The organism is Bradyrhizobium sp. AZCC 2176, from assembly GCF_036924645.1.
Classification (GTDB): Bacteria; Pseudomonadota; Alphaproteobacteria; order Rhizobiales; family Xanthobacteraceae; genus Bradyrhizobium.
In genome coordinates this window covers 4,387,773-4,410,816 of record NZ_JAZHRX010000001.1, presented here as the reverse complement: position 1 = coordinate 4,410,816, position 23,044 = coordinate 4,387,773, and the positions used below count along the sequence as shown (strand labels likewise).

Annotated in this window: 22 protein-coding genes; 12 read left to right on the top strand and 10 right to left on the bottom strand. The window is 61.5% G+C overall.

The features are described from left to right. Positions 1 to 13: 13 nt before the first annotated feature. From V1288_RS20790 to V1288_RS20750, 9 genes are all read left to right on the top strand, one after another. Positions 14 to 985 (top strand): Bug family tripartite tricarboxylate transporter substrate binding protein, encoded by a 972-nt coding sequence (locus V1288_RS20790; RefSeq protein ID WP_334358815.1) that lies wholly within the window; start codon positions 14 to 16, stop codon positions 983 to 985. Between the two features lie 27 nt (positions 986 to 1,012). Further along, positions 1,013 to 1,483, top strand: coding sequence for a (2Fe-2S)-binding protein (locus tag V1288_RS20785; protein ID WP_334358814.1), 471 nt, complete (start codon positions 1,013 to 1,015; stop codon positions 1,481 to 1,483). Next, positions 1,480 to 3,621: a xanthine dehydrogenase family protein molybdopterin-binding subunit gene (locus tag V1288_RS20780; protein ID WP_334358813.1), complete on the top strand. Its 2,142-nt coding sequence runs from the start codon at positions 1,480 to 1,482 to the stop codon at positions 3,619 to 3,621. The genes V1288_RS20785 and V1288_RS20780 overlap by 4 nt, the downstream gene beginning before the upstream one ends. Beyond that, positions 3,618 to 4,325 (top strand): molybdate ABC transporter substrate-binding protein, encoded by a 708-nt coding sequence (locus V1288_RS20775; RefSeq protein WP_334358812.1) that lies wholly within the window; start codon positions 3,618 to 3,620, stop codon positions 4,323 to 4,325. Before V1288_RS20780 ends, V1288_RS20775 begins: the two co-directional genes overlap by 4 nt. 171 nt (positions 4,326 to 4,496) lie before the next feature. Next, positions 4,497 to 5,195, top strand: coding sequence for a GntR family transcriptional regulator (locus tag V1288_RS20770; protein ID WP_334358811.1), 699 nt, complete (start codon positions 4,497 to 4,499; stop codon positions 5,193 to 5,195). Between the two features lie 45 nt (positions 5,196 to 5,240). Next, positions 5,241 to 6,242 (top strand): TRAP transporter substrate-binding protein, encoded by a 1,002-nt coding sequence (locus V1288_RS20765; protein ID WP_334358810.1) that lies wholly within the window; start codon positions 5,241 to 5,243, stop codon positions 6,240 to 6,242. A gap of 99 nt (positions 6,243 to 6,341) precedes the next feature. After that, positions 6,342 to 6,863: a TRAP transporter small permease gene (locus V1288_RS20760; RefSeq protein ID WP_334358809.1), complete on the top strand. Its 522-nt coding sequence runs from the start codon at positions 6,342 to 6,344 to the stop codon at positions 6,861 to 6,863. Positions 6,864 to 6,868: 5 nt separating this feature from the next. Beyond that, positions 6,869 to 8,158: a TRAP transporter large permease gene (locus tag V1288_RS20755; RefSeq protein WP_334358808.1), complete on the top strand. Its 1,290-nt coding sequence runs from the start codon at positions 6,869 to 6,871 to the stop codon at positions 8,156 to 8,158. Between the two features lie 35 nt (positions 8,159 to 8,193). Next, on the top strand, positions 8,194 to 8,880 hold the full coding sequence (locus tag V1288_RS20750) for a cyclase family protein (RefSeq protein WP_334358807.1): 687 nt from the start codon (positions 8,194 to 8,196) through the stop codon (positions 8,878 to 8,880). Positions 8,881 to 8,982: 102 nt separating this feature from the next. Here the strand turns inward: V1288_RS20750 and V1288_RS20745 are convergent, their stop codons facing one another. The 7 genes from V1288_RS20745 to V1288_RS20715 all read right to left on the bottom strand — a co-directional run bounded on the left by V1288_RS20745 (position 8,983) and on the right by V1288_RS20715 (position 15,697). Beyond that, the gene (locus tag V1288_RS20745; protein ID WP_334361361.1) at positions 8,983 to 9,717 is read right to left on the bottom strand and encodes a Crp/Fnr family transcriptional regulator; all 735 of its coding nucleotides are present in this window, start codon (positions 9,715 to 9,717) and stop codon (positions 8,983 to 8,985) included. Between the two features lie 295 nt (positions 9,718 to 10,012). Continuing rightward, positions 10,013 to 10,981, bottom strand: coding sequence for a Bug family tripartite tricarboxylate transporter substrate binding protein (locus V1288_RS20740; RefSeq protein ID WP_334358806.1), 969 nt, complete (start codon positions 10,979 to 10,981; stop codon positions 10,013 to 10,015). Between the two features lie 159 nt (positions 10,982 to 11,140). After that, the gene (locus V1288_RS20735; RefSeq protein WP_334358805.1) at positions 11,141 to 11,980 is read right to left on the bottom strand and encodes a phosphodiesterase; all 840 of its coding nucleotides are present in this window, start codon (positions 11,978 to 11,980) and stop codon (positions 11,141 to 11,143) included. 8 nt (positions 11,981 to 11,988) lie between these two features. Further along, entirely contained in the window at positions 11,989 to 13,050 is a 1,062-nt protein-coding gene (locus V1288_RS20730) for an ABC transporter ATP-binding protein (RefSeq protein WP_334358804.1), read from the bottom strand. After that, a complete protein-coding gene (locus tag V1288_RS20725; protein WP_334358803.1) occupies positions 13,047 to 13,832 on the bottom strand; it encodes an ABC transporter permease in 786 nt (261 codons plus the stop codon). The genes V1288_RS20730 and V1288_RS20725 overlap by 4 nt, the downstream gene beginning before the upstream one ends. 4 nt (positions 13,833 to 13,836) lie before the next feature. After that, entirely contained in the window at positions 13,837 to 14,652 is an 816-nt protein-coding gene (locus V1288_RS20720; RefSeq protein ID WP_334358802.1) for an ABC transporter permease, read from the bottom strand. A gap of 37 nt (positions 14,653 to 14,689) precedes the next feature. Continuing rightward, positions 14,690 to 15,697, bottom strand: coding sequence for an ABC transporter substrate-binding protein (locus V1288_RS20715; protein ID WP_334358801.1), 1,008 nt, complete (start codon positions 15,695 to 15,697; stop codon positions 14,690 to 14,692). A gap of 185 nt (positions 15,698 to 15,882) precedes the next feature. Here V1288_RS20715 and V1288_RS20710 point away from each other — a divergent pair, with 185 nt between their 5' ends. Further along, the gene (locus tag V1288_RS20710) at positions 15,883 to 17,037 is read left to right on the top strand and encodes a zinc-dependent alcohol dehydrogenase (RefSeq protein WP_334358800.1); all 1,155 of its coding nucleotides are present in this window, start codon (positions 15,883 to 15,885) and stop codon (positions 17,035 to 17,037) included. Positions 17,038 to 17,074: 37 nt separating this feature from the next. On the opposite strand, the gene V1288_RS20705 is transcribed toward V1288_RS20710, so the two are convergent. From V1288_RS20705 to V1288_RS20695, 3 genes are read right to left on the bottom strand one after another with little or no spacing between them, the layout of a single operon-like run. Further along, complete coding sequence (locus V1288_RS20705; RefSeq protein ID WP_334358799.1) at positions 17,075 to 19,468, bottom strand: xanthine dehydrogenase family protein molybdopterin-binding subunit; 2,394 nt, start codon at positions 19,466 to 19,468, stop codon at positions 17,075 to 17,077. Further along, positions 19,465 to 19,950, bottom strand: coding sequence for a (2Fe-2S)-binding protein (locus V1288_RS20700; protein ID WP_334358798.1), 486 nt, complete (start codon positions 19,948 to 19,950; stop codon positions 19,465 to 19,467). The genes V1288_RS20705 and V1288_RS20700 overlap by 4 nt, the downstream gene beginning before the upstream one ends. Next, positions 19,947 to 20,828: an FAD binding domain-containing protein gene (locus V1288_RS20695; protein ID WP_334358797.1), complete on the bottom strand. Its 882-nt coding sequence runs from the start codon at positions 20,826 to 20,828 to the stop codon at positions 19,947 to 19,949. The genes V1288_RS20700 and V1288_RS20695 overlap by 4 nt, the downstream gene beginning before the upstream one ends. A gap of 179 nt (positions 20,829 to 21,007) precedes the next feature. On the opposite strand from V1288_RS20695, the gene V1288_RS20690 reads away from it, so the two are divergent. Next, positions 21,008 to 22,114, top strand: coding sequence for an LLM class flavin-dependent oxidoreductase (locus V1288_RS20690; RefSeq protein WP_334358796.1), 1,107 nt, complete (start codon positions 21,008 to 21,010; stop codon positions 22,112 to 22,114). Positions 22,115 to 22,139: 25 nt separating this feature from the next. Then, positions 22,140 to 23,015: a polysaccharide deacetylase family protein gene (locus tag V1288_RS20685; protein WP_334358795.1), complete on the top strand. Its 876-nt coding sequence runs from the start codon at positions 22,140 to 22,142 to the stop codon at positions 23,013 to 23,015. Positions 23,016 to 23,044 lie beyond the last annotated feature (29 nt).

The window sequence follows — 23,044 nt, the reverse complement described above, 5'->3', positions numbered from 1 at the left end:
AGGGGATGGAGAAATGACGGGCCCACGAATTGTATTGGCTCTGGCTGCAACTCTGCTCGCAATATCGCTCACCGGTGCGCAGGCGCAGGATTACCCCTCCCGGCCGGTGAAGGTGATTGTTCCATTCGGCGCCGGCGGGCCAGCCGACGTCACCGCCCGCCAGATCGGCAACATTCTGCAGGAGAGTTTCGGCCAGCCCTTCGTGATCGAAAACCGCACGGGAGCCGGCGGTGTCATCGGCACGCAGGAAGTCACCAAGTCGCCGCCGGACGGTTACACGCTGCTGATGATGTCCAATACCCAGACCGCGAATGAATCGCTGGTCCCGCAGCGCAAATACGAACTGATGCGCGATCTCGCGCCGATCGCGCCGGTCAACTACTCCGACCTCGTCATCGTGGTTCATCCCTCCGTGCAGGCGAAGACGCTGCAGGAGTTCATCGCGCTCGCCAAATCGCAGCCCGGGAAATTGAACTACGCGTCATCAGGCCAGGGTACGCCGTACCACATGGCGGGCGAACTGTTCAAAGCCATGGCCGGCATCGACGTCTTGCACGTGCCCTACCGCAACAGCGGCGAGGCGCGCAGCGGCGTGATCGGCGGCCAGGTGCAGATGATGATCGACGCGGTTCCGGCGATGGCACCCAACGTCGCCGAAAATCAGGTGCGCGCGCTGGCCACCACGGGCAAGACGCGATCGACCGTCCTGCCCAATGCGCCGACAGTGATCGAAGCCGGCATTCCCGGCTATGAGGCCACGATCTGGCTCGGCCTGATGGCGCCGGCGGGCACGCCAAAGCCGATCGTCGACAAACTCAATGCGGCCGTGAACGCAGTTGTGAAACGACCCGATATCGTCAAGCTCTGGACCCAGCAGGGCGCTGTTCCTATGTCGATGACGCCGGATGAGTTCGACAAATTTCTGCGCGGCGATATTGTGAAGTGGGCCGAAGTGGTCAAGAAGTTCGACAAGCCGCCGCAATAAGAAGCCACAAGAGAAGGTTCGCCCTCGATGCCGAGCGTTCGATTTCGCCTCAACGGCGCCGAGACGGAAATTGACGCCGATCCCGACCGGTCATTGCTGGATGTTCTGCGCGGGCAACTCGGCATGACCGGGCCGCATTTCGGCTGCGGCGCCGGCGAATGTGGCGCCTGCAACGTGATTATCGGCGACCGCGCAGTGTCCGCCTGCGACACGCCGCTCTGGTCGGTGGCGGACAAGGATGTCATGACGATCGAAGGACTGGGAACGAGCGAGCGCCCGCATCCGCTGCAGCGTGCCTTCATCGCCGAACAGGCGATGCAATGCGGCTATTGCGTCTCCGGCATCCTGATGAGCGCAGCGGCGCTATTGAAGCGAAACCCGTCGCCGTCAAGCCGCGAGGTGAAGGAAGCGCTCGACCGCAACCTCTGCCGCTGCGGTTCGCATAATCGCATGGTCCGGGCGGTGCTGCGCGCGGCGGAAGAAATGGCGGCAGGATGAGTCAGAAGGCGCCTGCTCCCTCCCCGCCTGCACTGCCGGTTAGCCTCGCCGCGAACCCGAAGCTGTCGTCGTGGCTGAAGTTCTCAAGCACCGGACAGGTAGCGATCTCGCCTGGCAAGGTGGAGATCGGGCAAGGCATCGTGACGGCACTGGCGCAGATCGCCGCGGACGAACTCGATGTCGATCTGTCGCGCGTGCAGATGGTCCGGGCATCGACTGTGGCCAGCCCCAACGAGGGCGTCACATCGGGCAGCCTTTCCATCCAGCAATCCGGCCGCGCGCTGCGCCATGCCTGCGCAGAGGTTCGCCGGATATTTCTTCAGCAGGCGGCGGAACGGCTAGGGGTCGATATCGATGCGCTCGACATCGAGGACGGCACCATTTCAGGACCGGGCAATGTCAGGACCAGCTATTGGGAGCTTGCCAAGGAAGTCTCGCTCGATCGGGACGCCACGCCCGGGATAACGCCAAAGATCGCATCGCGCCGGGCGCTGGCCGGGAATTCAACTCAGCGGATCGACATTCCGGACAAGGTTTTGGGCCGGCCGCGATTCATTCATGATCAGACGTTGACGGGAATGCTGCATGGCCGCGTGCTGCGGCCGGAGAACGCGCGCGCCAAACTTATCGAATTGAAGGAGGATGGCGTCCGCGCCGTCGCTGGTTTCGTCGCGATCGTGCGCGACGGCAGTTTTGCCGGTGTCGTCAGCGAGACCGAGCATGGCGCGGACGCGGCGCTCAATACCCTGCGCAAAGGCGCGTCCTGGTCCGACGGCGAGCCCCTGCCCGATGAAAACGATCTGGCTTCATTCCTGAAAGCCCAGCCATCGGAAGCGACGACGATCGACAAGAAAACGACCGCATCGTCCGGCACGGTGGCGCGGACCATCCGGCGGCAATATACCCGCCCCTACATTGCGCACGCATCGATCGCGCCGTCCTGCGCCATGGCGCAGTGGGACGGCGACCGCGTCCATGTCTGGACCCACAGCCAGGGCATCTATCTCCTGCGCGCCGATCTGGCGCTGGTTCTCAAACTGCCGGTCGAAAACATCACGGTCGAGCACATGGAAGGCGCGGGCTGTTACGGCCACAATGCCGCCGACGATGTCGCGCTCGATGCCGTACTGCTCGCCAAAGCCGCCGGCGGCCTGCCGGTGCGCGTACAGTGGTCGCGCCAGAGCGAAATGTCCGATGCACCCTTTGGGGCGGCGATGGCGATCGAGATCGAGGCCGATCTTGACACGCAGGGTGAAATCATCGACTGGCGGCACGCGATCTGGGGCAATGGTCACGTAGCACGTCCGGGGCGTGCGGCACTCCCCGCGCTGTTGGCGGGGTTCGAGCTGGCCGACCCGTTTCCGCGCATGGTCTCGACCAATCCACCGCAGGCCAACGGCGGCGGCAGCGATCGCAACTCGGTCCCGCTTTATGATTTTCCATCCTGGCGCATCGAAAGCCATCGCCTGACGACCATGCCGATCCGTACCTCAGCGCTGCGAACGCTGGGCGCGCAGGGCAATGTGTTTGCGATCGAATCCATCCTCGATGAAATCGCTGCCGAGCGCGGCGAGGACCCGGTCGCGTTCCGGCTGCGCCACTTGCGCGATGAGCGGGCCAAGGATGTCATCCGCGCCGTTGCCACCCGCGCCAAGTGGAAGCCCGACAAGCAGCCGGGCATCGGTCACGGCGTGGCCTTTGCCCGCTACAAGAACACCGGCGCCTATTGCGCTGCGATCGCCGAGATCGAGGGTGCCGAGGAGATCAGCGTCAGGAAATTGACACTGGCGGTCGATGTCGGCGAAGCGATCAATCCGGACGGCGTCATCAACCAGATCGAGGGCGGCGCCATTCAAGCCACGAGTTGGGTGCTGAAGGAACGCGTCCGCTTCGACCGGCAACGCATCACTAGCACGGGCTGGACGGAATATTCGATCCTGCGCTTCAGCGAAGTGCCCGATGTCGAGGTTGAGGTCATCCAGCGGCCCGATGTCGAGCCGGTCGGCGCCGGCGAGGCTGCCCATGGCCCGGTTACAGCAGCCATCGCCAACGCGGTGTTCGATGCGCTCGGTGTGCGGGTGCGCGATCTACCGATCACGCGCGATAGAATCATCGCCGCGATGGAATTGACCGCATGAGCACGCTGAACATTCTGAGCGGCGGTGCGGCACAGGGCCTGCTCGCGAGCCTGACGCCAGCTTTCAGGTCCCAGACCGGCTTCGATATCGCAGGCGAGTTTGGCGCGGTCGGCGTCATGGCCGACAGATTGCGCGAGGGCACGCCGGCAGACATCGTCATTCTGACAGCTGCGCTCGTGGCCAGACTGGCGGAGGAGAAGCTGGTGGTTGGCACTTCGATGGCCGATATCGGCCTGGTCGAGACCGCCCTCGCCGTTCGCACCGGCGATCCCGCGGCCGCCGTCAGGGATGCCGCTGATTTGCGCGAGGCCTTGCTGGGGTCGGACGCGATCTTCGTGCCGGATACCAAAACCTCGACGGCCGGAATTCACGTTGCAAATGTCCTCCAGCAGCTCGGTATCGCCGACGAGGTCGCCGCCCGCCTCAGGATTTTCCCGAATGGCGCAACCGCGATGCGCGAACTGGCGGCGTCCGAGGCGCGACGTCCGCTCGGTTGTACGCAATCGACCGAGATCATCAGCACCAAGGGCGTCATCTTGTCCGGTTCACTGCCGCCGGGCTGCGAACTTGCAACAATGTACACGGCGGGCATCACGATCGCCGCCGTCCACCCGCAACAAGCGCAGAACCTGATCGACTTGCTGACGGGCGCCGGACAACTTGAACAGCGGACACGCGCCGGCTTCATCGGCGGCCGAGGCTAGGCGCCAGCGTAGAGCTCCACTTGTTGGATGAGCCTCTCCGGGCGCACGGCACAAAACCAACGCGCGGCTCGATTTCCGATTGTCAAAGCCAATTCATATACTAATATATCAATCGAGAAAGCAGCCATGCCCGCCCGCGCATCGAAAAAGACGGATCCTACTGTTCGACGAATGGCCGCCGGCACCCGCCGCAGCGGCAGGCCGCGCGCGGCAACAGCGGCGTCGAAGATCTATTCCGATCTTCGGGTCGAACTGGTGTCGCTGCAGCGCCGGCCCGGCGAGATCATCTCGGAAGCGCAAATCGCGCTCTCCTACGGCGTGAGCCGCACGCCTGTTCGCGAGGCGATCCTCAAATTATCGGATGAAGGCCTGCTCGAGATCTATCCCCAGTCCGGCATCTTCGTCTCGCGCATCCCGGTGGCCGCACTTCCCGAGGCCATCATCATCCGCAAGGCGCTGGAGGAAACCACCGCGCGGCTCGCCGCAGAACGTGCGACATCGAGCCAAATACTGGCGCTGCAGTCGATCCTGGAGCGGCAGCGCGAGGCCAGCGCCGCCGGGGACAGCGATACGTTCCATCAGGCTGACGAAATGTTTCATGCTACAGTCGCTGATGTCGCCGGCTATCCAGGAATCTGGAAGTATATCCAGCAGGTCAAGGTTCACGTCGATCGCTATCGCCGGTTAACCCTGCCCCAGCACGGGCGAATCGCCAAAGTGATCGTCGAACACCAGGCTGTCCTCACCGCGATCGAGGCGCATGACGCAGAGGGCGCAAGGCGGGCGATGGAGATCCACCTCGAAAGCCTTCTCGAGAACATCTCGGCTACCCAACACATCAATCCGGAGTACTTCGACGAGCGACCCTAGAGTTCAGACGTCCATAAAACGATAAACAACATCAGGAGGAACAACATGAAACGCCGCGACTTCATCAAGTTGAGCGCAGGGCTCGGGGCCACGATGGCAGCCACGACGCCGCTATCGTCCGCATTTGCGCAGACGAAAATGGTGCTGAAGGCATCGGACGTTCATCCGCTCGGCTATCCGACCGTCGAAGCCGTCGTCCGGATGGGCAAGAAGCTGGAAGCCGCCACCAACGGCCGGCTGACGATCCAGATGTTCCCGTCGATGCAGTTGGGCGGCGAAAAGGAAATGATCGAGCAGGCCCAGCTCGGCGCACTGCAGATCGCCCGTATTTCGGTCGGCGCCGTCGGCCCCGTCGTGGACGACGTCAACGTCTTCAACATGCCGTTCGTCTTCCGCAACTCCAAGCACATGGAGAAGGTGATTGACGGCGAGATCGGCGACGAATTGCTGGCGAAGATTTCAGCGGCGGAAAAGACCGGCCTGATCGCGCTGTGCTGGATGAACGCCGGCTCGCGCAACGTCTACAACAACAAGCGGCCGATCCGGACCATTGCCGACCTCAAGGGCCTCAAGGTCCGGATGATGGGCAATCCGCTCTTTGTCGACACCATGAATGCGCTGGGCGGCAACGGTGTAGCCCTCGGCTTCGATCAGGTCTTCAGCTCGATGCAGACGGGCGTGGTCGACGGCGCGGAGAACAATCCGCCATCGTTCATCGCGCAGAACCATTATCAGGTGGCCAAGTATTTCACGATGACCGAACACCTGATCATTCCGGAGCTTTTGGTCTTTTCACGCATCTCCTGGCAAAAGCTGTCGCCGGAAGATCAGGCGTTGATCAAGAAGCTTTCGAAGGAAGCGCAGGCCGAACAGCGCGTGCTCTGGTATGAAGCGGAGAACATCGCCATCGAAAAGATGAAGGCGGCCGGCACCGAGATCATCACCGACATCGACAAGAAACCGTTCCAGGACGCCGTCAAACCAGTCTGGGACAAGTACGGCGCGAAATACGCAGCGATGGTCAAGCGCATCGAGGCGGTGAACTAGCGCCAGGCTCGCGATTGGCGAGTGGCCGGACCACGTCTGTTCCGGCCACCGCCTCGCCAAGCTGCTGAAGCGATTTGAAGCGCATTCTCTGAGGTGGAAATGTTCAATTCTGCGGCCGGAATTTTCCGGCGTGTGAACGATGCGGTTTACTGGACCGGCGCCGTGATCGCGTGCGTGGCGCTCGTGCTGGTCTCGGCGGTCATTCCGTGGGCCGTCTATACCCGCTACATCCTCAACAGTGCCTCGTCTTGGCCCGAACCGATGGCCGTGCTGCTGACCGTCGGCATCACCTTCATCGGCTCGGCCAACTGCTATCGCCAGCGTATCCACATGAACATGACGGTGGGCACCGATTTGCTGCCGCCGCTGTTGCGCCGCGCCTCGCTGTTCCTCAGCGAAGTCCTAATGGGCGTGATTGCGATCTTCATGGTGGTGTGGGGGCTCCGGCTCGTTCACACCACCTGGGAGAATTCGGTGGACGAATTTCCGTGGCTGTCGGTCGGCATCACCTATCTTCCGATCGCGGTCAGCGGCGCCATGATGCTCCTGTTTGTCGTCGAACGCCTGACCATCGGCCCGCCGCCGCGTGACGGCAGCGACGCCCACGTACCGATCGAGTAACTCCCATGGATATCGCTGTTCTCCTTCTCAGCATGTGCTTCTTCTTCGCGATCGGCATGCCGATCGCCTATGCGCTGGCGCTGTCCTCGCTGGTTGGCGCGCTCTGGATCGACTTGCCGGTCGGCGCGGTCATGCAGCAATTCGCCAGCGGCGTCGGTAAGGTCTCGATGCTGACCATTCCGTTCTTCGTGCTGGCGGGCGCCATCATGGCCGAGGGCGGCATGGCCAGGCGGCTGGTCGACTTTGCAGCCGTGGTCGTCGGCTTCACGCGCATGCGGGGCGGCCTCTCGCAGGTCAATATTCTCGCGACCACGATCATGAGCGGCATCTCCGGATCGTCGGTTGCCGATACATCTGCGATCGGTTCAGTGATGATTCCCCAGATGGCCGCCAAGGGCTATCCGCGGGTGTTCGCAACCAATGTGACCATCAGCGCCTCGCTGCAGGCCATCATCATTCCGCCGAGCCATAACTCGGTGATCTATTCGCTGGCGACCGGCGGCGTGGTCTCGATTACCAGCCTGTTTCTGGCCGGCGTGCTCCCCGGCCTGCTGCTCGGCTTTTCGCTGATGGTGCTCTGCCTGTTCTACGCCTATCGCGACAAACATCCCAAGGGGGAGCCTGTGCCGATCCGGCAGGCGATCAGGATGCTAGGTGACGCCGTATGGGGGATCGTGACGCTGGTCATCGTTCTGGGCGGCATCCTCACCGGCGTCTTCACGCCGATCGAGGCGGGTGCGGTCGCCTGCGTCTGGGCGTTCTTCGTCACGATGTTCATCTACCGCGACTACAAATGGTCCGAACTGCCGCTACTGGTCTACAAGACGCTGCAGACCGTGGCGATGGTACTGACGCTAGTGGCCACCGCATCATGCTTCGGCTACGTCGCCGCGCTGATGCAGATGCCGGCCAAGATGACCGAGTTCTTCGTTGCCATATCGAGCAACAAATACGTGCTGCTGATGTGGTTGAACATCATGCTGCTGGTTCTGGGAACGGCGCTAGACCTCGCCCCCCTGTTGCTAATCTGTACACCGATCCTCTTGCCCGTCGTGAAGAGCTTCGGCATCGATCCCGTGCATTTCGGCATCGTCATGCTGCTCAATCTCGGCATCGGCCTGCTGACGCCGCCGGTGGGGACGACGCTGTTCGTCGGCTGCGCCATCGGCAAGGTTTCGGTCGATGAGGTGATGCGCGGCATCTGGCCATTCTATTACGTGATGTTTACGGTGCTGATGATCGTGACCTACGTTCCCTGGCTGTCGCTGGCGCTGCCGAGGGCGTTCGGGTTCTAGAACAGGCGCCGCAGTTCGCGGCGGGGAGACTTTGCGTGAAGATCGTCGACCTCAGCCGGGAGCTCTATCATCGCACGCCGAGCTATCCCGGCCACCCTCCGGTCATGCACGGCGTCTGGAAGACCCACGAAGAATCCTTTGCCGAGTCCGGAAATGTGCACGGGCTAGCGTCGATGTTCATCTCCATGGTGGACCACGCCGGCACCCATATCGACGCGCCCAGACATTTCGGCAAAAGCGGCATACCCATCGATGAGTATCCGCTGGAGAAATGCATCGTGCCGGGCATCTGCATCGACCTGCGCCACATTGCACCGCGCGCCGAGATCACGCCTGCCGACCTCGAGACGGCGGTGGCGAAGGCCGGCCTGCCGGTGCCGAAGGGCGGCACCGTGCTGCTCTGCACCGGTCACCACGCGAGAACATTCCCCCACAAGGAATATTCGAGCGACAATTCCGGCGTGAACGTCGCCGCCACCGAGTGGCTGGCGCAGCAGGGCGTCGTGCATTTCGGTATCGATTCGATGCGGCCGGGACCTGAGGGCAAGGTGAATGCTCTCGTCCACAAGGCCTGCCTCGACCTCGACATCACCCATATCGAGAGCCTGTGCAATCTCGAAGCGCTGCTCGGGCGCGGCCAGTTCATCTTCATCGGCCTGCCGATGAAGTGGCGCGGCGGGACGGCTTCGCCGATCCGCGCGGTCGCAGTGTTTGATATGTGAACGTTGCGGCCAGCCTGCCGCCATCCCGTCGTTCTCGGCTTAGCGCGCTTCATAGATGCTGGGGTGCCACGTGAAGTTACGGACTGCGGCCGCCGCAGATCCCTATTCGCCCTCGTGGCCGGACCCCGCCTCCGCCATCTCACGAAGCATCTCGGCGTTCAGCACGACGATGGCACCGTGCTCGAGGCGCACCCAATCGCGACCTGCCCAGGCACGCAACTGCTTGTTGATACTCTCCCGGGTCATGCCGACCATCTCGCTGATCTCCTGCTGGGTGATCGCGATGGTTCGGCCCTGCGACGCCGACGTGTGCTTTTCGGACAGGCGAAGCAGCGCGCTGGCGAGCCGTCCGGGCAGGTTCTGCAGGATGATCTGCTCGACCTGATCGCTGGTCCATCGCAGCCGCTCGCAGAGCAATTCGATGAATTTCATCGCCAGCGCCGGTTGCGCTTTCACAAAGGGGATGAATTCGCGCCGGTCGATGACGAAGAGTTCGCAAGTGCTGTTTGCAATGGCGTCGGCGGAGCGGGCTCTTCCGTCGAGCAGCGCGATCTCGCCAAAAATTTCCCCGGGTCCGACGATGTTCAGGATCGCGTTGCGGCCATCCGGCGAGGAAATGCTCATCTTCACCGTACCCGAAATGACCGCGTAAAGGCTGTGGCCGGGATCCCCTTTGGAAAACAGCGTGGCGCCCCGCTTCAGCGTGGAGTGTTTGGCGTAACGGCAGAGCTGCTCGAACGCCTCTGGCTCGAGATCGGCAAAAATCGGGTGCTTGCGCAAGACCGACAGTTTGCTGCTCGAGAATCCGTGAGCTTCACCCGTCCTTTGTTGAGGCACGCCAGTCAACTCCTGGGAACACGGGATGGCAGCCCTTCCGTAATCAACGCGGGCCGGCTTTTCAACCGGAAAGCGCCCCAGCGCGTCGATTTGGCGGCGGAAAATAGGACCAATGCCCCTCATAGCGGCAGAAACATGGCCGGATCGCACTGTCGGCGCAGCCCGCGGGGCAGGCTTGCAGCAAAAAGCCAGCAGGATCTGCGATCTTGCCGGCCGTTCCAATCTGCGCCGCCAGCAGGTTATTTCAGCGAAGAATTCGGGCAAAGCATATGAAGTCCAATATGCTTGCCGGCGGCTACTCCTTGGCGATTCCCATTTCCTTGATCACGCGCTCATACTTCGCAAGCTGATCGCGCGTCATGGCGCGCAGCTCCTCCGCCGAGTTGCCGCGCACAGCGAAGCCCAGCTCTTCGAGCTTGCGGCGCACATCGGGATCGCCGACAGCCTTCAGCACCTCGGCGTTCAGGCGGGCAATAATATCCTTCGGGGTATTGGCTGGGGCGAGAATTGTGAACCATGAGTTGAAGAAGAAGCCGGGCAGACCGGATTCCGAGACAGTCGGCACATCAGGGAATTGCGACAATCTCTTCTCGGTAGTCACCGCGATCAGTCTGAGTTGACCACCACGCACGAGCGTTGCGACCGTGCCCAGGCCCTGGAAGCCGACGGGAATCTGGCCTGCAGCAATGTCAGTTGCGGCTTGGGTGGCGCCCTTGTAGGGCACATGCGTCAGCGATATGCCGGCAGCCGACGCGAACATCGCCATCGCCAGATGCTGCGGGCTTCCCGGCCCGCCCGAGCCATAATCGACCTTGCCGGGCGCCGCCTTCGCGGCCGCGATCAGGTCCGCTGCGCTCTTGAAGCTGGCTTGATTGTTGGCAACCAGCCCCCACTCTACCGTCGCGACCAGCGACACCGGCTCGAAATCCCTGAGGATGTCCCAGCGCATCTTGGACTGCAGGTTCGGCACCATGGTCATGATGCTGTCGTTGAACCCGCCAATCGTGTAGCCGTCCGGTTCGGCGCGGGCGACGGCCTCGGCCCCCATCAGCCCCGACGCGCCCGGCTGGTTGAGAATCACGATCTGCTGACCCATATTGTCAGCCATCTTCTGGGTGACGATCCGCGCGGCGACATCGACCGCACTTGCCGCGGCCAGCGGCACGATCATCTTGATGGGCCGGTCCGGATAGTTCGCCTGGGCGATCGCCTGGTAGCTTGCGAGCAGCGCGAACACTGGAATCAGCAAATGGATCAGGCGCATTCGTGCTCCCCAAAACATATCAGCGACCAGTTTGCTTGATCGGAGCCGCTATTTCTTGGGGAAAGCTTGCGCTCGAACTCTCCACTTTGCAATCGGTCCCGGACCGTGAAACGGCCCGGCCGCGAATCCAGTATCGATCAGCAGGAGGCGGGCAGGCGGCTACAGCAGCTTTCCGTCCGGGCCAAAGAACGGATGCGGACCGTCGAAGGTGCCAATGGGGACTTGATGGGTAACGACGGTGCCGAACCCCTCGCCTGGAAACCACGTATGGAGATGGAAAGCCGGCGGCTCGACCTTGAAGGAGGGTTCGCGCAGCTCAGCAAGGTCGAGATCGACCGCATGATTCGGGGCCGGGCAGATCGTGGTCGGCACGCCCGCAAACATGGTCAGTGTCGCACGATGGACGTGCCCGGTTGCGATCAATTGCACGCGCGGATGATGGCGCACGATGGGCGCGAGTTCGTCTGCGTTGAGGAGATTCTGGCTGTCCATATGCCATATACCCGCCTTGAACGGGGGATGGTGCAGGAACAGAAGTGCCGGCCGGTCGGGCGGCGAAGCCAGGGTAGCGTCAAGCCATTGCAGCGTAGTCTCTCCGAGTTCGCCATGCGGCTTTCGAGGCACGCTTGAATCCAGCAACAGCAGATCGAGCCCGGCGATCTCGATCTTCTGATTGAGCGGTCCGGATACGAAGGCATACGAAGCGGAAGGAAACGCAGCCCGCATCAACTCGCGCGAATCGTGATTGCCGGGAACACCGGCGAATGGAAGTTTAAGCGGCGCCAGCAGCCGCTTGAGATATTGATATTCCTCAGCCGCCGGCGTGTCGGCGAGATCGCCTGAGATGACCACAAAATCGGGCGCCGGATCGAATTCGTTCAGCGCCGCGACGCAACGTTCGAGCGCCTTGGCGGTATCGACCCGGCCATAGGCCAGCGATCCCGGCGGCTTGATATGCAGGTCGGAAATCTGGGCGATATGAACCGGCTTTGACGACATTCACCTTCTCAGTTTTCAGGCGGCAACAAACGGACAGCGTCCCGCGAAATCGATAGCCCGATCCGTTCGCCGGCCTTGGCGTGAACGGTATTCGGCGCGTCGACGGTAAGCAATCTATTGGATGCGCCGCTGATGACCAACCGTTGCCGGTCGCCAATGAAGCTGACGCTGTCGATAATGCCCGAAAGCGACGCACTTTCGGCTGAAGTCACGCGAATAGTTTCGGGGCGGATCATCGCAACCGCCGCCGGCATGTCCACGTCGCAGTGAATCGGCTGCCGTCCGCCCGGTAACACGAGATGACCGCCCTCGATGGCCGCTTCGACAATATTCGCAGCGCCAATGAATTCCGCGACGAAGCGACTTCGCGGCGTGAAGTAGATTTCGCGCGGCGTGCCGATCTGGGCAATCGCCCCCTTCTGCATGACGACGACACGATCGCCGAGCTCCATGGCCTCGGATTGATCGTGGGTCACATAAATCGTGGTGATGCCCAGCGCACGCAGCAGGCGGTTCAATTCGCCGCGCAACCGGTCGCGCAACGCAGCATCCAGCGCCGTCAGCGGCTCGTCGAGCAACAGGATGCCCGGCCGGATCGCTACCGCGCGCGCCAGCGCGACGCGCTGACGCTGCCCGCCGGAAAGCTGGTCGATGCGGCGGTTCTCAAGCCCGGAGATATTGGTCAGCGCCACCAGTTCGGCGACGCGTGCCGCCCGCTCCTTGGCCGGTATCCCGCGGATCTTCAGGCCATAGCCGATATTGTCCGATACGGTCATGTTGGGAAAAAGTGCGTAGGACTGGAACACCATGCCGACATTGCGCCGTTCGATCGGCACCGCCGTCATGTCCTTGCCATCGAACATTACCCTGCCGCCGGAATCGGGTACTTCGAGACCCGCGATGATGCGCAGCATGGTGGTTTTGCCGCAGCCGGAGGGGCCGAGCAGCACCAGCGTTTCACCTCGGGCGATATCAAGCGTTGCAGGTTCGAGCGCGCGCGTACCGTCGGCAAAGGTCTTGCCGCAGGCCTCGATACGCGCCGAAGCGCCGTGTCCGGCCCGCGCACTCATCTCTTCGCTTCCTTCTCGGCAAACAATTGCATAGCCACCAGCAGCGGAATGATCATCACGAAGAAGATCAGCGTATAGGCCGAGGCCACTTCCAGCCGCATCGAGGCATAGCTGTCCGCTAGTCCGATCGGCAGCGTCTTGGTCAACGGCGTGTGCAGCATCCAGGTCAGGTTGAATTCACCGAGCGACAGCGTAACCACCATCAGGCTGCCCGCCAATATTCCCGGCACGGCGTTGGGCACGATCACGTCGCGGAAGCGCCGCCACGGCGGTGCGCCGAGCGACGCAGCCCCCTCGTCCAGCGTTTTGATGTCGACGGTCGCGAACACGGCCATGACCGATCGCACCATGAAGGGCATGGTGAAGATGACGTGGCCTGTCAGAATGAATAGCCAGGAGCGGCGAAAATCGCCGAAGCCTCCGTAGGTCAACAGCAGTGCCAGCGCGATAGCCAGGCCAGGGATCGCCAACGGCAGGGTGATGATCTCCTCGACGATCCGCGACAGGCGCCCTCCCCGCACATGCAGGGCATAGGCGGCTGGAACGCCAGCGGCGAGCGTTACCGCAAGTGTCGCAAATGCGACCACGAAGGACAGCAGGATGGTGCCGGCATAGAGCTCCCACACCTGCACGACCCATTGCAGGGTCACGCCGGACTGGATGCCGCGAAAGTAGCTCACCGTGACGCCGGCGGAGATCGACAGGATCGCGGGCACCACCAGGAATCCGGCCACCAGCAGGGTGAAGATGAACTGGCCGGTGAAGATCAGGCGATCGCGCATGGTCTCATCCAGCCGCCGCGACGGCACTTCCGCTGAAGGAGCGGGCAAGCGCGAGAATGAACCATGTGATGATGCCAAGCCCGACCGACAGCGCGGCCGACGTCGCGAAATTCGCGGCCAGCGTGAACTCGGTATAGATCAACATCGGCAGCACATCGATGTTCGTCGCCAACGTAAACGCGGTCCCGAACGCACCCATGGCAGTTGCAAAGGCAATCGCGCCGGAGGCAACGAAGGCCGGCGCCAGCGCCGGCAGGACGACGTCGCGCTGCACCGCCCAGGGGCCCGCGCCGAGCGAGCGCGCGGCTTCTTCCAAGCCGACATCGAGCTTCTGCACCGCAGCCATGATGGTGAGAATGACGCGTGGGATGGAGAAATAGAGGTATCCGAGAAACAGCCCGTAGATCGAATAGGCAAAGACCAGCTTCTCGCCAAACAGGCGGTTGGAGAAATCGCCGATCAGGCCCTGTCGTCCGGCGAGGAGAATGATCAAGAAGCCGACCACGACGCCGGGAAACGCCAGTGGAAAGGTCAGCATCGCAATCAAAACGGCGCGGCCGGGGAAACGATGCCGCTGCAGGAACATCCCGGCGATCGTCGCCACGACCAGGGTCACAATGGTGGTCGCGGCGGCAAGCAGGACGGTGTTGACAAGCGTCGCACGGTAACGCGGCTCGGTCAGGATTGCGAGATATCCCGCGAGCCCCTGCGGTCCGCCTGCCCCGGTTATAACGAGCCGCGCCATCGGCAACAGGAAAAATGCCGCGGTCACCGCCATAAGCGGCAGCAGGCACAACCAGACAAAAGACCTATGTGACATCAGAAGATAGCGCCCCGGCGAGAGGCGCCATATTGCCTCAGCGGACCTCGGCGAGATAGCGGTCGACAAAGCCTTTTTGCATGTTTTCCATCCGTCCCCAGTCAACGTTCTTGGCGCGGGCGTAATCGCCGTCAGGCAGGAACTTGTTCTTTACGGCTTCGGGAAGTTCGATCGGCCGTGCCGGGCGCAGATAGGCATTGGTCCAGATCGCCTGCCCTTTATCGGACAAGAGATAGTCCAGCACCTTCTTGGCTTTTTCCTTGTCGGGCGCGTTCTTGACGAGGCCGACGACGTAGGGAAACACCACCGATCCCTCGCAGGGGATCACGAATTCGAAATTGCCCTTTTCTGAATATTTCGCGCGATAGGCGTTAAAATCATAGTCGAACAGGATCGGCATTTCGCCGGAGACCACGCGGGCGTACGAAGTCTGCTTGGGAACGATCGGATCGTTCTTGCGTAGATCCTTGAAGAAATTGATCGCGGGATCGAAATTCGTCTCGGAGCCGCCAAGCGCCAGATTGATCGCGACCGCGCCGACATACCCGACCGCGGCCGATGACGGATCGAGATAGCCGACCATGCCCTTATAGCCGGGCTTCAGCAGATCCTTCCAGCAGGCCGGCACCGGCTTGCCGGCGAGCGCGTCCTTGTTCACGAACAGGCCAAGCGTGCCGGAGTGGATCGTGGTCCAGTATCCGTCGGCATCCTTCAGGCCGACAGGGACCTGGTCCCATTTCGCCGGCTTGTAAGGCTCGAGCGCATCCTGCGCCTTGGCCTTCATGCCGAAGGTCACGCCGAAATAACCGATGTCGCCGACAGGATTGTTTTTCTCGGCGAGAATCTGAGCCAGCGCCTGGCCGGAATTTTTGTTATCGTGCGGGATATCGTAGTTGAGGTCGGTCTTGATCGCCTTGAGCATCGAGGCCCAGTCCGCCCATTCCGGCGGGCAATTGTAGCAGATGACATCGGCCGCTTTGGCGGATTGCCAGGGCGCTATCGGTGACAGCGCGAGCAAGGCAAGAACAAAACGGACGGTCTTCATGGTTCACTCCGGTCAAGGGCGGCAATTGACGATCTCATCACCAACCCGTGTGCAAGTATAGGCCGCGTATGAAGGTTTTGCGACAGAGCGTTTTTGCTATGCAGCAAACTTGAGCGACGCCGACGACATCCGCAATTTCGCCGGCCGGCGATTTCCGGTAGCATCCGGCACGAGAGGAGACGCCCATGTACCAACCTTCAGGCGTGAAGACGTCGCCCGATCTTCCGATTCCTGACCGGATGAGAGCCTGGGTGCTCGGCGATCCAGATCAGCTCCTGCTGCGGGAGAAGCCGGTACCCGTACCTTCACGCGCCGAAGTCCTGATCCGGATCGATGCAGTCGCGATCTGCGCCACCGATCTCGAAATCATTCATTCGGGATCGCCGGCCAGCATTGAAGGCGGCCTGCCCTTCAACAGGAATTTCACACCGGGCCACGAGTATATGGGCACGGTCGCCGCGCTCGGGCCCGACGTCGACGAATTCGAGATCGGCGAGCGGATCAGCGTGGAGATCCACGCCGGCTGCGGCCAGTGCAAGCGCTGTCGTCAAGGCATGTATACGTCATGTCTGAATTACGGGAAGCCGGAGAAGGGCCATCGCGCGAACGGCTTCACCACGGACGGCGGCTTTGCCGAATACGCGGTCAATCACATCAACACACTAGCGCGGGTGCCCGACACCATGAGCGACGCCGAGGCGACGCTCGTCGTTACCGCGGGGACCTCGATGTATGGGCTGACGGAGTTGGGAGGGTTGGTAGCCGGCGAGAGCGTCGTGGTAATCGGCCCGGGTCCGATCGGGCTACTCGCGGTGGCCGTTGCCAAGGCGCTCGGCGCCAGCCCGGTGATCTTGACGGGAACGCGCAACAAGCGGCTTTCGATCGGCCGGGAGCTCGGTGCCGACCGTGTCGTCAATATTAACGACGAAGACGCGGTTGAAGTGGTTAGGCAACTCACCGGCGGCATCGGCGCCGACTATGTGGTTGAGTGTGCCGGCAGCGAGGCAACGATCAACCAGGCCATTCACATGACCAACCGCGGCGGGAAAATCTGCCTCGCTGCGTTTCCGCACGATCCAGTCACGATGGATCTCGCGCATCTCGTGAAGAACAATATCTATGCTTTCGGAATTCGCGGCGAAGGCCGTAGCGCCACCCACCGCGCCATGGCGCTGATGGCGGAAAAGCGATTTGATGCGACAAAGATTCACACCCACACGTTTTCTCTGGCCGACCTGCCGACTGCGCTGCGATACGCCCGCGAGCGCGTCGAAGATGCGATCAAGGTTGTCGTTACCAACCGGCAGGCGGGCGCGATTGCGAACGCGGCGGCCGAATAGCGCGAACGGCGGCAGCCACCGTCCTTCGAACTTCGTACTAGATACGTCCCAAGGCGGTCAGGACAACCTGAGGCGTCAGAGGAATTTCCGTGATGATTGCTCCAAACGGCCTGAGTGCGTCATTGACCGCGTTGGTTACCGCCGCTGCCGCACCCGCCGTGCCGGCCTCGCCCGCACCTTTCGCACCCAGTTCCGATTCCAAGGTAGGCGACACCACATGCCCGACATCGATGTCAGGCATTTCACCGGACATCGGAACCAGATAATCGGCCATGTTAGCGTTGGTGAGCTGGCCGCGTTCGTCATACACGCATTTCTCGAATAGCGCGGCGCCAAGACCCTGTACCACGCCTCCCCTGATCTGCTCATCGACCAGTTGTGGATTGATGATAGTGCCGCAATCCTCGACCACCCAATGCTTCAACAGCTTCACAAAGCCGGCATCGGTATCGACCTCCAGCCAGGAGGCCTGAACGCCATTGGTGAAAGCGAAGGGGTATTCGCGCGGGACAAAGTGCCTGGTAGCCATGAACTCGGGCTGAATGCCCGGCGGCAGCGTGTCGGGACGGAAATAGACAATGCGCGCGAGCTCGCTCAACTCAATCCGCGGGGCACCATCGACGGCGTTCACGACGCCATTGTTTACAATGTCGAGTTCCCCCGACGCCGATTGCAGAACGGCGGCCGCGACGTCGAGAATGTTCTTGCGCAGTATCTTGGTAGCTTGAAGCGCGGCCTCCCCACCGATACCAGCGCCGCGCGAGGCCCAGGTGCCTCCGCCATACGGCGTATTGTCGGTGTCGCCCAGGATCACGCGGACCCGATCCATCGAAACGCCAAGCACGCTTCCGACGATCTGTGCGGTAAGCGATTCCGATCCCTGTCCCTGCTCGGTGATACTTGTTTGACAGATCACAGACCCCTGCGCGTCGAGCCGCACCGCGACGCCATCCTGCGAGGATATCTTCGCACCGCCGACGCCATAAAATGCCGCGCTGGGATTGGTGACCTCGATGAAACTAGCGATGCCAACGCCGCGATGGATGTTCTTCGCTCGCAAGGCGGCCTGCTCGGCGCGCAGCGCGTCGTAGTCCATCATTTTGACGAGCTTGGCGAGCGCAGCATGGTGCGACAATTGCTCGAAGCGCAAACCTGACGGCGAAGCACAGGGATAAGCATCATCGGCGATCAGATTGCGACGGCGAATTTCGACCGGGTCCATACCGATCTTCATGGCCGCCAGGTCAACCAGGCCCTCCGTCACCGAGCAGGCGATCGGATGGCCAACGGCGCGGTACTGACACATCACGTTCTTGTTCTGGAACACGACGCGGGCCCGGGCGCGATAATGCCGGGTCGCATAGGGGCCGCCGACGAGATTGACGACCTGATTAGCCTCGATCGCACTGGTGCGCGGATACATCGAATAGGGCCCGATACCCGTCAAATCGTCGATCTCGAATGCAGTGATAGAGCCATCGCGCCTGACGCCGATCTTTGCCTTGCAGCGATGGTCGCGAGCATGAATATCGGTATTGAAGCTCTCGACCCGGTCGGCGACGAATTTGACCGGACGCCGCAGGAGTTTGGACAGTGCGTAAGTCGCCATCTCGTCAGCATAAATGTGAACCTTGACGCCAAAGGAGCCGCCGACATCCTTACAGACCACGCGGACCTGCGATTCCTTCAAACCGAGATGCAGCGCTGCAATATTTTGCACCATATGCGGCGCCTGCGTGCCTTGATAGATGGTCAGCCTCTCTTCTGCGACATTCCAGTCGGCTACTACCGCGCGCGGTTCGAGTGTCACGCCGGTGTGCCGTCCGAAAACGAACTCCGCCTCCACCACCTCGTCGGATTCGGCGAAGGCCTGATCGACGGCGCCCGCATCGTAATTGCGCTCAAAGGCCAGGTTGTCGCCGAGCGAGTCGTGGATCACAGCTGTGGCCGGATCAAGCGCGGTGCACATGTCCGTTACGGCCTCGAGTTCCTCATAATCGACCGAGACAAGCTCCGCTGCGTCCTCGGCCTGGGCGCGATTGCTGGCCACCACGGCTGCGACCGCTTCACCCTGCCAGCACACGCGATCAACCGCGATGGCGCTCTGCGGGGCGGATTTGAGGCCCTTCAAATGCGAGAGGACGCCGACCCACGGCGTGATGACGGCGGAGAGTTCCTTGCCTGAAACGACGGCGATCACTCCCGGCATCCGCCTGGCCACCGAGGCGTCGACGCCATTGATCTTCGCATGCGCATGCGGCGAGCGGACGAACGCGACATGCGCCATGCGCGGCAGCTCGATATCGCTGACATAGAGCCCGCGTCCCTGCATCAGCCGCTCGAGGTTCGGCCGCGGCACAGTCTTGCCGATATAAGAGTTCGGACGGTCCAGCGCAGAAAGCGTTTCAGGATTTGCCTGTTTCGAGGTCATGGCAAGCGTCCGGCGCGCACACGCGTTGTGGCCTCGATCGCGTCGACGATTGCCTGATAGCCTGTACAGCGGCAATAGTTGCCGGAAAGATGTGTGCGAATCTGTTCTCGGTCCGGACACGGCAATTGCTTCAGCAGATCCTGCGCCGCCATCAGCATTCCCGGCGTGCAGAAGCCGCATTGCAGTGCGTTACGTTCTCGGAATGCGGACTGCAAATCGGCAATCTCGCCGCTGTCGGAGACCCCCTCGATCGTCTCAACCGTCGCATTGTGCGCCTGCACTGCAAGCAGCAGGCAGGAACGGACGATATCGCCATTGACGCGGACTGTGCATGCTCCGCAGACCCCGTGTTCGCAACCGACATGCGTGCCGGTCAGCTTAAGATGCTCACGAAGAAAATCCGCCAAATTCAGGCGCGGCAGTACATTCGCTTCGAAATGCTCACCATTGACAACAAGCGAAATCGCAACGGCTGTCGTCACGCTAATGCTCCCGCGCGGAGACCAGGGCGATCAAGTAGCGAGGATACGCAACGCGCCATCAGGACCTTGGCCAGATGCCGACGCATATCGGCTGTCGCCTGTTGGTCCTCCAGCGGGTCGAGTTCTTGATCCAATGCGGAACACGCCTCCGACAGTACCGTAGACGTAATGGCGACATCGACCAGTTTGCCGGCAGATCTGGCTAACAACGGGCGATCACCGACGGCAAAGAAACCGAGGCGAAGATCAGCAATCTGCCCATCCTTGACGAGGGCTTGCGCTGCGAGGCCGACGATTGCGTAGTCGCCATGGCGACGGGCGAACTCATGAAAGAAATAAACCGATTTTTTGGGAGGCACGGGTAGTTCAACGGCGACTAGCAGTTCCTGCGGCTCAAGCGCCGTTTCGTAGATGCCGGCGAAGAATTCGCTTGCCGGAATCCGCCGCTCGCCACTCGGCCCGTGCGCAATGATGGTAGCGCCAAGCGTGAGCATGCAGGCCGGAAGTTCAGAAGCCGGGTCTGCGTGCGCAAGGCTTCCCCCGATGGTGCCGCGATTGCGGATCGCAGGATGAGCAACGTGGGCGACCGCATCCGTCAGCAAGGGAGCATGGGCTGCTATTTCCGGAGATCTCAAGAGATCGACGTGGCGTGTCAGCGCACCGATGGTGATGAGGCCACCCTTCACCACAACGCCACGTAACTCGGCCAACTCGCCGATATCGATAATGAGTTCGGGAGCGAGCAAGCGCAGATTCATCGCCGGCAGCAGGCTCTGGCCACCAGACAACACCTTGGCCTTTTCGCCATGCGCGGTCAGCAATTCCAGCGCATTCGCGACGCTGGTCGCGCGGGCGTAAGCGAAAGCCGGGGCTTTCATTTTCGGCGTGACCTCCCCGGCCAACACTATCGGTATTTTCGCGGGATTAGACGGCCGGGAACGCCAAAGGTCAAGTTGTTGTCGGAGTGATTATTTCGACTTTGAGCTTGTTTTCGAGCGGCGAACGACGCACGTTTTGTGCCAAACAAAAAGCCTGCCTTTACGTGGAAGAGCAGACCATGAAGCTTGGATTCTTTACGATGCCAATCCATCCTGTCGACAAGGATTGGCGGCTTTCGCTCAAGGAGGACCGCGAGGCTTTCCTGCTAGCCGATGAACTCGGCTTCAGCGAAGCCTATGTCGGCGAGCACGTCACCGACAGGGCCGAGAATATCACTTCTTGCGTCGCTTTCATCGCGTGGCTCGCGGCGGCGACCAGGCAGATCAAGCTTGGCACCGGCACCGTCAACATGCCTAACGCTCATCCGGCGGCGATTGCAGCCTCGATCGCGATGCTCGATCATATGCTCGACGGACGCCTGATCTTCGGCATCAGCCCCGGTGGCCTGCTGTCGGACGCGGAAGTGTTCGGCAATCTCGAGGCGGACAGGAATGCCATGTTCCTGGAAGCGATCAATCAGGTGCTTCAGATTTGGGCCAGCGAGCCGCCCTATAATCTGCAAGGCCAATTCTGGAACATATCGGTTCAGAAGACCCTGATCGAAGATGTCGGCCAGGGCTTCATTCCGCGCCCACTGCAACGGCCGCACCCGCCGATTGTGGTCACTGCGGTGGCGCCGTTCTCAAAGGGCGTGACGGAAGCCGCCGCACGCGGCTGGGAGCCGATCTCGGCAAACTTCCTGATGCCGGCCTGGGTGAAAAGCCACTGGCCGAAATATGTCGAGGGATGCGAACGCGCCGGCCGTCCTGCGGATACAGCAAATTGGCGCGTTGCCAAGAGCGTGTTCGTCGCCAAGGACGCGGCAACTGCGAAGGCCTACGCTACTGATCCAAACGGGCCCTATGTCTATTACTATCGCTCGCTGTTCACCAAGCTGAAGCGCGGTGGTCGCATCGAATTGTTCAAAACGCGCCGCGATCAGCCCGACGACGAGGTGACGCTGGAATCGATCTGCGACAAGCTGATCATTCATGGCACGCCGGAAAGCGTGGCGGATCAACTGCTAGCTTTTCAGGACGAGACCGGGCCTTTCGGCACGCTGCTCTATGCCGGCAAGGATTGGAAGGATCGCGAACTCGGGCGGCAGTCGATGATCCTGATGGCGGAAAAGGTCATGCCTCGGGTCAATGCAGGCGTATCCAGTACTTCCAAGGCTGCCGAATGACCCGTTTACTCGAGAAGAGCTTGCCGTGGCATTGAGCGATCGCATCCCCTATCAAGCACAAGTCGACCGACCGAAGCTGACGCTTCCCGGCGGCAAGAAGCTTGCGGTGTGGGTTATCCTCAATGTCGAAGAATGGCGGATCGAAAACGCCATGCCTCGCACGGTGCTGAGCCCGCCGATGGGGCAGCCGCTACTGCCCGACGTGCCGAACTGGTCATGGCATGAATATGGGATGCGCGCCGGCTTCTGGCGTCAGTTCAAGGCGCTGACCGATCGCAAAATGCCGGTGACGTTGGCGCTCAATGCCAATGTCTGCAACGCCTACCCGCGCGTCGCATCCGCCGCGCTCGAAGCCGGATTCGAATTCATGGGCCACGGCTTCGTGCAGGGCCCGATGCACAAGGTCGAGAACCAGGCGGAAGCCATCCAGCGCTCGGTCGAGACAATTGCGAAATTTGCAGGGAAGCCGCCACGGTCATGGGAAAGTCCCGGCCTCACGGAGACCGAAGAAACCCTTGATTTGCTCCGCCTCAACGGCATCGAGTTCCTCGCTGACTGGGTGATCGACGATCTGCCGCAGGACATCGCCACGCCTCACGGAACCATCACGACGATCCCCTATTCGGTCGAAACCAACGACATTGTCATCCATGCGTTGCAGCATCTACCTTCGGAGCAGTTTCTGAAACGCTGCACCGATCAGTTCGACCGACTATATCTCGAAGGCGCATCGAACGCGCGGATCATGGCAATCTCGATTCACCCCTACATCACGGGCGTGCCGCATCGCATCAAGTACCTGGAGGCACTGCTCGACTATGTGCTCGGTCACGACGGCGTTGCACTGATGACAGCCAGCGAGATTGGCGACTGGTATCGCGCGGAGATGGCAAGGAAATAAAACTGCAGGTCTGCCGCAGAACCGCGAGG

Coding starts and splice junctions, on each gene's coding strand:
- V1288_RS20730 (WP_334358804.1), bottom strand. CDS start 13,050: ATGAGTGCGCGGGCCGGACACGGCGCTTCGGCGCGTATCGAGGCCTGC.
- V1288_RS20780 (WP_334358813.1), top strand. CDS start 1,480: ATGAGTCAGAAGGCGCCTGCTCCCTCCCCGCCTGCACTGCCGGTTAGC.
- V1288_RS20790 (WP_334358815.1), top strand. CDS start 14: ATGACGGGCCCACGAATTGTATTGGCTCTGGCTGCAACTCTGCTCGCA.
- V1288_RS20770 (WP_334358811.1), top strand. CDS start 4,497: ATGGCCGCCGGCACCCGCCGCAGCGGCAGGCCGCGCGCGGCAACAGCG.
- V1288_RS20725 (WP_334358803.1), bottom strand. CDS start 13,832: ATGCGCGATCGCCTGATCTTCACCGGCCAGTTCATCTTCACCCTGCTG.
- V1288_RS20705 (WP_334358799.1), bottom strand. CDS start 19,468: ATGACCTCGAAACAGGCAAATCCTGAAACGCTTTCTGCGCTGGACCGT.
- V1288_RS20755 (WP_334358808.1), top strand. CDS start 6,869: ATGGATATCGCTGTTCTCCTTCTCAGCATGTGCTTCTTCTTCGCGATC.
- V1288_RS20720 (WP_334358802.1), bottom strand. CDS start 14,652: ATGTCACATAGGTCTTTTGTCTGGTTGTGCCTGCTGCCGCTTATGGCG.
- V1288_RS20775 (WP_334358812.1), top strand. CDS start 3,618: ATGAGCACGCTGAACATTCTGAGCGGCGGTGCGGCACAGGGCCTGCTC.
- V1288_RS20765 (WP_334358810.1), top strand. CDS start 5,241: ATGAAACGCCGCGACTTCATCAAGTTGAGCGCAGGGCTCGGGGCCACG.
- V1288_RS20740 (WP_334358806.1), bottom strand. CDS start 10,981: ATGCGCCTGATCCATTTGCTGATTCCAGTGTTCGCGCTGCTCGCAAGC.
- V1288_RS20695 (WP_334358797.1), bottom strand. CDS start 20,828: ATGAAAGCCCCGGCTTTCGCTTACGCCCGCGCGACCAGCGTCGCGAAT.
- V1288_RS20690 (WP_334358796.1), top strand. CDS start 21,008: ATGAAGCTTGGATTCTTTACGATGCCAATCCATCCTGTCGACAAGGAT.
- V1288_RS20715 (WP_334358801.1), bottom strand. CDS start 15,697: ATGAAGACCGTCCGTTTTGTTCTTGCCTTGCTCGCGCTGTCACCGATA.
- V1288_RS20735 (WP_334358805.1), bottom strand. CDS start 11,980: ATGTCGTCAAAGCCGGTTCATATCGCCCAGATTTCCGACCTGCATATC.
- V1288_RS20760 (WP_334358809.1), top strand. CDS start 6,342: ATGTTCAATTCTGCGGCCGGAATTTTCCGGCGTGTGAACGATGCGGTT.
- V1288_RS20785 (WP_334358814.1), top strand. CDS start 1,013: ATGCCGAGCGTTCGATTTCGCCTCAACGGCGCCGAGACGGAAATTGAC.
- V1288_RS20710 (WP_334358800.1), top strand. CDS start 15,883: ATGTACCAACCTTCAGGCGTGAAGACGTCGCCCGATCTTCCGATTCCT.